At 68.3% G+C, this 8,729-nt stretch carries 8 protein-coding genes and 1 pseudogene; 8 read left to right on the forward strand and 1 reads right to left on the reverse strand.

What is annotated here, in order from left to right:
- Positions 1-385 (reverse strand): annotated as a pseudogene (locus A5622_RS22635) (hypothetical protein); the annotation flags it as partial.
- A 213-nt stretch (positions 386-598) separates the two neighbouring features.
- Between A5622_RS22635 and A5622_RS22640 the strand changes: the two are divergent.
- From A5622_RS22640 to A5622_RS22675, 8 genes are all read left to right on the forward strand, one after another.
- Positions 599-1,696: a ferredoxin reductase gene (locus A5622_RS22640; RefSeq protein ID WP_066866480.1), complete on the forward strand. Its 1,098-nt coding sequence runs from the start codon at positions 599-601 to the stop codon at positions 1,694-1,696.
- 16 nt (positions 1,697-1,712) lie between these two features.
- Positions 1,713-3,119: an acyl-CoA desaturase gene (locus A5622_RS22645; RefSeq protein WP_066881379.1), complete on the forward strand. Its 1,407-nt coding sequence runs from the start codon at positions 1,713-1,715 to the stop codon at positions 3,117-3,119.
- A 105-nt stretch (positions 3,120-3,224) separates the two neighbouring features.
- Positions 3,225-4,541: a molybdopterin-dependent oxidoreductase gene (locus A5622_RS22650; protein WP_082994664.1), complete on the forward strand. Its 1,317-nt coding sequence runs from the start codon at positions 3,225-3,227 to the stop codon at positions 4,539-4,541.
- Positions 4,534-5,040 carry a hypothetical protein gene (locus tag A5622_RS22655; RefSeq protein ID WP_066881380.1) on the forward strand — a complete coding sequence of 169 codons (507 nt, stop codon included), beginning with the start codon at positions 4,534-4,536 and terminating at the stop codon, positions 5,038-5,040. Before A5622_RS22650 ends, A5622_RS22655 begins: the two co-directional genes overlap by 8 nt.
- Positions 5,041-5,124: 84 nt before the next feature.
- Positions 5,125-5,424, forward strand: coding sequence for a hypothetical protein (locus A5622_RS22660; protein ID WP_066881382.1), 300 nt, complete (start codon positions 5,125-5,127; stop codon positions 5,422-5,424).
- Positions 5,425-5,460: 36 nt separating this feature from the next.
- Positions 5,461-7,083, forward strand: a complete 1,623-nt coding sequence (locus A5622_RS22665) for a class I adenylate-forming enzyme family protein (RefSeq protein WP_066881383.1) — start codon at positions 5,461-5,463, stop codon at positions 7,081-7,083.
- Positions 7,070-7,843 carry a class II aldolase/adducin family protein gene (locus A5622_RS22670; protein ID WP_066881384.1) on the forward strand — a complete coding sequence of 258 codons (774 nt, stop codon included), beginning with the start codon at positions 7,070-7,072 and terminating at the stop codon, positions 7,841-7,843. Before A5622_RS22665 ends, A5622_RS22670 begins: the two co-directional genes overlap by 14 nt.
- A 110-nt stretch (positions 7,844-7,953) precedes the next feature.
- Positions 7,954-8,729: amidohydrolase family protein (locus A5622_RS22675; protein WP_156753056.1), on the forward strand; the 776-nt coding region annotated here is incomplete at its 3' end.

The following is an 8,729-nucleotide window of genomic DNA, read 5'->3' on the forward strand; positions in this document are numbered from 1 at the left end:
CCGGCCCGGCGGCCAGGGCGAGGGCGACCAGGCTGAGGCAGACCACCCCGACGGCCGTCCATTCCGCCGGCGACAGCCGCGCCGACAACACCCAGGCGGCCACCACGCCGGTGACCGCGATCGAGGCGGCCAGCGCCGCCGCGACGACATAGATGGGCACCAAACGCAGCGCGGCGACTTGGAGCGCAAACCCGGCGACGTCGAGCCCGACCCCGGCCAGATAGCGCCATTGCCGCACGGCGCGCAACAGCAGGACGGCGTCGACACCCGAGCCGCTGCCGGCTTCCACGGAGCGGGTTCCGGCCGCCTGCAGCACGGTCGCCGTCCCGTAACAGAGCGAGCAGCCCAGCGCGAGGAGGAAGCCGATCAGCACACCCACCGACATTAGGCGCCGCTGCACAGCCGAACAAACGTTTGGGCATGGCGCACCCGGGGCACCTCAGAGGTGTCTGACGCAACAGCCCTAACGCGAGTACACCGCAGCCAGTGAACGGCTATGTCTGGCCTATGCGCGCGTTGGGCACATGTTTAACCATGTGCAGCAACAGAATTCAATTCGATGTTTGGCGTCGGTGTACAACTGTGTACTCTAGGGGACATGGCTGAACGCGGCGCCGAGCCCAACGTCCCGTGGGGGCGGCGGTTGTTCCTGCGCGCGGTGCGACGGTTGTTCAGCCCGTTGCAGCCCGACGACTACCTCGAGATGATCAACCCGCTGTGGACCACCAAGGAGCTGCGCGGGAAGGTCGAAGGCATCGAGGCGCAGGGCTCGGAAGCGGCCAGCGTCCTGATCCGCCCCGGATACGAATGGCCCGGCCACAAGCCCGGTCAGTACGTGCGGCTCGGGGTGGTGATCGACGGCGTCTACCATTGGCGCGCCTACTCGCTGACCTCGGATCCCAGGCCGGAAGACGGCCTGATCAGCGTGACGCCGAAGAGGGTCGACGGCGGCGCCGTGTCGCCGTATCTCGTGCACAAGATTCAACCGGGCGACCTGGTGCGGCTGGGCGAAATCGAAGGCGTGTTCACGCTGCCCGAGCCCCTGCCGGACAAGATGCTGTTCATCAGCGCGGGCAGCGGCATCACGCCGATCATCAGCATGCTGCGCGACCTCGATCATCGCGACGAAATGCGCGACGTGCTGGTCATTCATTCCGCGCGGACCCGCGAGCAGGCCATGTTCCTACCGGCGCTGGAAGAGCTCGAGAAACGCCACGAGGGGATGCGGCTGGATCTGCGCCTCACCTCCGAGCAGGGCCGATTCACGCCCGGCGACCTGGACGAAGCGTGCCCAGACTGGCGCGAGCGCGAGGCATTCTGCTCGGGGCCCGGGGAAATGCTCGACGCTCTGATCGAACATTGGGAAGAGCACGGCGACTGCGACCGCCTGCACTTCGAGCGGTTCCAACCGAAGATCGGCGGCGACGCCAACGCCGGCGAGGGCGGCGTCGTCTGCTTCCTCGACAGCGACAAGGAAGTCGAATGTGACGGCGGCACATCGATTCTCGAGGCCGGCGAGAAGGCCGGTCTCAACCTTGCCTATGGCTGTCGCATCGGAATTTGCCATACCTGCGTCGGGACGCTGAAGTCGGGCAAGCTGCGTGACCTGCGCTCGGGTGACGTGATCGAACCGACCGGACAGGACGTCCGAATCTGCATCAACACCGCCGAGGGCGACGTCGAACTCGAACTCTGATCGAAAGGAGCGGCTCGTGACAACTGCCGTGAAGAATGCCGCTGACAATCCGCTCGGCCGCTTGAGCGAACAAGAACTGGAAAAGCTTGCCAAGGAATTCGACGCGATTCACGACGAAGTGTTCGCCGACCTCGGCGACCGCGACCGCCGCTACATCAAGAACGTCATCTCGGCGCAACGACAGATCGTGGTGGCCGGCCGGATCTTGTTGCTGGCATCCCGGTCGAAGACCGCGTGGCTGCTGGGCACCGCGTGTCTGTCCATGGCCAAGATCCTGGAGAACATGGAGATCGGCCACAACGTGATGCACGGCCAGTGGGATTGGATGAACGATCCCGACATCCACTCCTCGGTGTGGGACTGGGACACGGCGTCGACTGCGGAGTCGTGGAAGCACTCGCACAACTACATCCATCACACCTTCACGAACATCCTGGGCAAGGACAAAGATCTCGGCTACGAGATCATGCGGATCGACCCCAACCAGAAATGGGCGCCGCGGTATCTGGGCCAGCCGATCTACAACCTGCTCCTCACGCTGCTGTTCGAGTGGGGCGTGGCGGTCCACGACATGGACATCGATGCCATCCGCAAACGCGAGAAGCCGTGGTCGGAGGTGCGCAAGGACCTGAAAGGCATCGGGGTCAAAGCCCGGGCGCAGATCGTCAAGGACTACCTCGGCTGGCCGTTGATCAGCGCCGGGGCGTTCGGGCTCACCCAGTTGGCGTTGGGCGGCCGGCTCGAACAGCCGTCGCAGTCCCGCATCGCCAGGAGGCTTCGGCGGGTGTCCACGGGCGGCCGCGCCGGCGCCGCCGCGAGCTTCCTCGACAAAGTCGCACCCGGCGTCGAAAGCACCTACCTGCGCACCCTGGCCGCCGACGCGCTGGCCAATGTCATCCGCAACGTGTGGGCGCACGCCATCATCTTCTGCGGCCACTTCCCGGACCAGACCTACACCTTCACGCCGGAAGAGGTCGAGGACGAGTCGCGCGGCGGCTGGTATGTGCGTCAGCTGCTCGGCGCCGCCAACATCGACGGCAGCCCGCTGTTCCACATCATCAGCGGCAACCTCGGCTATCAGGTCGAGCACCACCTCTACCCGGACATGCCGAGCAGCCGATACTCGGAGATCGCGCCGCAGGTCAAAGAGATCTGCGAACGCTACGAGCTGCCCTACAACTCCGGCCGCTTCTCGAAGCAGTGGGCGATGGTGCACCGCAGCATCTTCCGGCTGGCGTTCCCGGGCGGAAAGCCCCGGCCGAAGCCCGGTCCGTACCACGGCAACGTGCATCGGCCCGATCCCGAGCGGCTCAGCGAGGGCACCCGGTCGCGCGACCGGGTGCCCGCCGAGCATCCCTCCGCCGGTCCCGAACACGACTCCGGTGGCGTCGAGGTGCAGCCGCCGCCGCGGGGCAAGGACTGACCCGCACCCACCGCGCGCCACCGAACTGAACCCAATTCGCTGCCCCGTCGTGGATCATCATCGATGGCACGGTAAACGCGGTCGGTGACCGCGGGTGAGGGGCGAATGAAGCCGACGCGCACGACCGGCACACCCGCCACCGATGACCTCGAAGCGACGAGAGATCCGGGCGGCCCATGCGCCCGGCTGTGGCGCAGCCCGCTGCGCGGACCCTGGCTGACCTCGGTGTTCGGTTCGGTGCTGTTGATGACGCTGCCGATCGTCATCCTGACCGGGCTACTGTCCTACATCGCCTACGGGCCGCGGCTCGGCCAGGCCATCCCCGCCGACGTCGGCTGGCTCAAGCTGCCGACCTTCGCTTGGCCTACCCGTCCGTCGTGGTTGTATCGCCTGACCCAGGGGCTGCACGTCGGGCTCGGGCTGGTTCTCATCCCGGTGGTGCTGGCCAAACTGTGGTCGGTGATCCCGCGGCTGTTCGTGTGGCCGCCCGCCCGGTCCATAGCCCAACTGCTGGAACGGGTTTCGCTGCTGATGCTGGTCGGCGGCATCCTGTTCGAAATCGTCACCGGCGTGCTGAACATCCAGTACGACTACATCTTCGGATTCAGCTTCTACACCGCGCACTATTTCGGTGCCTGGGTGTTCATCACCGGCTTCGTCATGCACGTCGCGATCAAGGGCCCGCGGATGTGGGCCGGCCTGCGCTCGATCTCACCGCGTGACGTCCTGCGCACCGGACGTGCCGGCACCAGAGCCCAGGCATTTGAACCGGAGGGGCTGGTCGCCCCGGAACCGCGCCCCGCGACCATGAGCCGTCGGGGCGCTCTCGCGTTGGTGGGCGGTGGCGCGCTGTTCATGGCGGTCATCACGGCGGGCCAGACGCTGGGTGGCTATGCCCGGCCGGCCGCGCTGCTGCTGCCGCGAGGGCGCACCCGCGGGTCCGAGCCCAACGGCTTCGAGGTCAACCGGACGGCGGCCGCCGCCGGCATATCCGCCCGGGACACGGGGGAGGGCTGGCGGATAACCCTGACCGGCGGCCCCCGGCCGGTGGCGCTGGATCGCGCGGCCCTGCTGGCCATGCCGCAGCACACCGCCGTGCTGCCGATCGCCTGCGTCGAAGGCTGGTCGACCACCCAAACGTGGACCGGCGTGCGACTGGCCGACCTCGCCAGACTGGCCGGCGCGCCCGCACCGGACTCCGCGCGAGTGTCCTCGCTGGAACGATCCGGCGCCTTCGCCGCCGCCACACTGCAACGCAACCAGGTGCTGCACCCGGACGCGCTGCTGGCGCTGCGGGTGAACGGCGCCGACCTGTCCCCGGATCACGGCTTTCCCGCGCGCATCGTCGTGCCCGCGCTGCCCGGCGTGCACAACACGAAATGGGTGGCTTCCATCGCTTTCCGGGCGGCCGGGCATGCGTAGCGCGTTCACCAGGATCTATGGATCGCACCCGCTGCACCTGCTGACCATGATCGCCGGCTTTGCGCTGTTGGGCTACGTCGTCGTCGTCATCAAACCGGCCACCCTGTGGAACCCGCACGTCTGGTGGCAGTCGATCATCGTCTGGTTCGCCGCGGCGGTCGTCGCCCACGATCTGGTGTTGTTTCCCGTCTACGCCTGCGCCGACCGGCTGCTGTCCCGCGGCCCCGCCCAGGCGTCACCGCAGCGTGCCGACGCCGGGGTGCCGGTGCTCAACCATCTGCGGGTACCGGCGCTCGGTGCGGGCCTGACGCTGCTGGTGTTCCTGCCCGGCATCCTCGGGCAGGGCGCCTCCACCTACCGGGCCGCCACCGGTCAGACCCAAGACCCGTTTTTCGGCCGGTGGCTGCTGTTGACCGCCGCGATGTTCGCGGTCAGCGCCGGGATCTACGCCGCGCGCCTGGCGATGGGCCGCCGGCGGACGCGGCCACGCCGCGTCTAGCCGCCGAGACGCTGCCCGCCGGTTCCGCGCCGAGGTAGCCGCGCGACCTGCGCAATCACCGGCCGCCAACTACTGTTCTGCCCTGTGGGCACCCCGGGCGCCAAGACGCGAGCCGCGCTGTGCGGTTGTGTGACCGCGCTCGTCGTCGCGGTGGGTTTCTCGCCCGGCGCCGCGCCGGCCGTCAGCGCCTCGTCGTCGGTCGTGACGCCCGCGCCGCCTGTTCCCGGCGGCGCCCTGCCGGTGCACCCCATCGGGGGAGGCGGCGGCTGCATCATCGGCCTCAATTGCGGCTGCGCGCGCAACGCCACCTGCCCCTCCCCACACCCGCGCCGCCCGAGCGCCGACAAGAACCAGCACGCCGCGCCCGCCCCGCCGAATCCCTAGCGCCGAACCCGCGGGTGGCTTTCCTATCATTTGGTGATGAGCGCCGGTGGGCTGAAACCCGTGGGTTCGCCGGCATTTACCGACGAGGAGTCGGCCCGCTTTCATGCCGCCGGCTGGTGGAGCGGGTCGACACTTTCGGATGCGGTGCGGCGAAACGCCGAACGGACACCGGAGCGCCACGCCTACGTCGACCATGGCGGGCCGGCGTTCACCTGGCGCGGATTCGACACTGCCGCAACCAGTTTGGCTGAGACGCTGGCCGGAATCGGCGTGGCCCGCGGCGTGCGGGTGGCGGTCTGGCACGGCGACTGCGCGGCCATCCACGCGCTGTTCGTCGCGATCGAACGATGTGGGGCGGTGGTCGTCGGCATCGGTGCGCGGGCCGGCACCCGGGAGGCGACGGCGATTCTGCGCACCGCCGGGCCGAAAATCCTCATCAGCGATCCGCCCCGCGCCGGGGTGGCCGCGGAAGTGGCGAGCGAACTGCGGGTGCCCCGGCTGGTGTTGGGCCACGAGGGCGGGACGCTTCGCCTCGACGTCGACGCAGAGCCCAGGGCGCTGGACCGAGACGCCCAACTCGGTCCCGACGACGTCTTCCTGATCAACTCGACGTCCGGCACTACCGGGCTGCCCAAGTGCGTCGTGCACACCCAGAACCGTTGGCACTACTTCCACCAGAAAGCCGTCGCCAATGGGCGACTGACGCCCGACGAGGTGTTCCTGCCCGTCATTCCCACCCCGTTCGGGTTCGGGCTGTGGACCAGCCATACCACCCCGATCCACCTCGGCGCCACCGCGGTGCTGCTGGACCGGTTCACCACCGCGGCCACCTGCGCGGCGATAGCCCGGCACCAGGTCACCGTATTGTGTTGCGTCAGTACCCAGTTGACGATGCTGATGGCCGATCCGGCCAGCCGCGGTTACGACCTCAGTTCGCTGCGTGTGGTGTACACCGGCGGGGAGGCGTTGCCGTACCGGCCCGCGGCCGAGTTCGAGGAACTCACCGGCGCCAAGATCCTGCAGTTCTACGGTTCCAACGAAACCGGGATGCTCAGCGCGACAACCCTCGACGATTCGCGCGGGCACCGGCTGCGCACCGCGGGCCGGCTCATCCCCGAAATGTCGGTCCGGTTGTTCGACGGGGACCGCGACGTCACCGCCACACGGCGCGGCCAGCCCGCCTGCCGGGGACCGGCGACGAGCCTGGGCTACCTCGGCGGCACCGACCACGACAAGCTGTTCACCCGCGACGGGTGGATGCGCATGGGGGACATCTGCGAGATCGACGCCGACGGTTACCTGCGGGTCACCGGGCGTACCTCCGATTTCATCGTGCGCGGCGGCAAGAACATCAGCGCGAGCCAGGTCGAAGACGCCGTCATGACCCATCCCGCCATCGCGATAGCGGCCGCGGTCGCCATGCCCGACCCGGTGTTCGGCGAAAAGGTCTGCCTCTACGCCGAACTCACCGACTCCGCGTCCGTCGACCTGCCGGGGCTCGTCGAACACCTGCTGGCGCTGGGGGTTTCCAAGGAACTGCTGCCCGAACGCCTGATCGTTCTGGGCGAACTGCCCCGCTCATCCGGCGGAAAGATAGCCAAAGGCCGCCTGCGCGAGGATATTGGAGCCAGAATGGAGGCCGGTCATGAACGCTCCTAACGCGCGGCGCGGCGGATTGGAAATCTGGGCGCCGTCGGTGGTGCCGCCCATCGGCGTGGACCTGTCCAGCGAGCAGGCGTTGGCCATCGCCTTCCGCCACCTGGCCGGCATCGGGTTCGCCGAGAACATGGCCGGGCACATCACCTGGCAGCTCGACGGCCAAACGGAGATGTTCGTCAATCCATGGGGGCTGTGGTGGCAGGAGATCGCCGCGTCCGACATCTGCGTCGTCGACGCCGACGCGCGCGTGATCCGCGGACGCTGGGACGTCACCCCCGCCATCCACATCCACACCGAGCTGCACCGGGTGCGCGACGACGCCCGCGTGGTGATCCACAACCACCCGTACCACGCGTGCGTGCTCGCCGCGCTGGGCCGACTGCCCGAACTGGTGCACCAGACGGGGTCGCTGTTCCTCGACGACCTGTGCCTGGTCGACACCTACGACGGCGAAATCGACAGCCCCGCGCGCGCCGCGGAACTCGCGGCGCGGATCGGCGGCGCCAACCTGACCATCCTGGCCAATCACGGCGTCATCGCGACCGGCCGCAACCTGCCCGAAGCCGTCTACCGCGCGGCATCCATCGAACGCGTCTGCAAGCTGGCCTACGACGTCATGCTCACCGGCAAGGACCCGGTGGCGATGAACTGGTCGGACATGGCGGGCATGCAGCGCTCGCTGATCGAACGGGCGGCCGATGTCTACTGGGCCGGGGCCGCGCGCATGACCATCAAGGCCGACCCGAGTGTGCTCACGTGACCGTCGAGTGTGCACTCACGGCGGCGACACGCCGGCACACGCCGCCCCCACCGCACGCTGAACACCGTCAGTTCACACTCAACAACGCCGCGCCGCAGGGGGATTGACGCGTGAAATCGATCGACGAGCTGGCCAGCGACCTGAACTTCACCACGGCCAAGACCGGCGCCCAGCGCTCGGTCACCTTCCTGCCGGACCCGCCGCGGGCACCCCGGCGCTACACGGTGATCTCGGTGGACGATCACATCGTCGAACCCCCGGACACCTTCACCGGCCGGCTGCCCCGCAAGTTCGCCGACCGGGCGCCGAAAGTCGTCGAGACCGACAGCGGGGGACAGACGTGGGTCTATGACGGCAAGGAACTGCCCAACGTCGGCTTCAACGCCGTGGTTGGACGGCCGGTGGCGGAGTACGGTTTCGAACCGGTCCGGTTCGACGAAATGCGCCGGGGCGCATGGGATATCCACGCCCGCATCAAGGACATGGACCTCAACGGCATCTACGCCTCGCTGAACTTCCCGTCGTTTCTGCCGGGCTTCGCCGGGCAGCGGTTGCAGCAGGTGACCGGCGACCGCGACCTGGCGCTGGCCTCGGTGCGGGCTTGGAACGACTGGCATTTCGACGTCTGGGCGGGGTCGTATCCGGACCGGATCATCCCCTGCCAACTGCCGTGGCTGCTCGATCCCGAGCTCGGCGCGAAGATGATCCGCGAGAACGCCGAGCGCGGCTTTCACGCCGTGACGTTCAGCGAGAACCCGGCGATGCTGGGGCTGCCCAGCATCCACACCGACCACTGGGATCCGCTGATGGCGGCCTGCGCCGAGACCGGCACCGTGGTGAATCTGCACATCGGGTCGTCGGGGTCGTCACCGTCCACCACCGCCGA

The sequence above is a fragment of the Mycobacterium sp. 1245801.1 genome (genome assembly GCF_001673055.1).
In the GTDB taxonomy this organism is placed as follows: Bacteria; Actinomycetota; Actinomycetes; order Mycobacteriales; family Mycobacteriaceae; genus Mycobacterium; species Mycobacterium europaeum_A.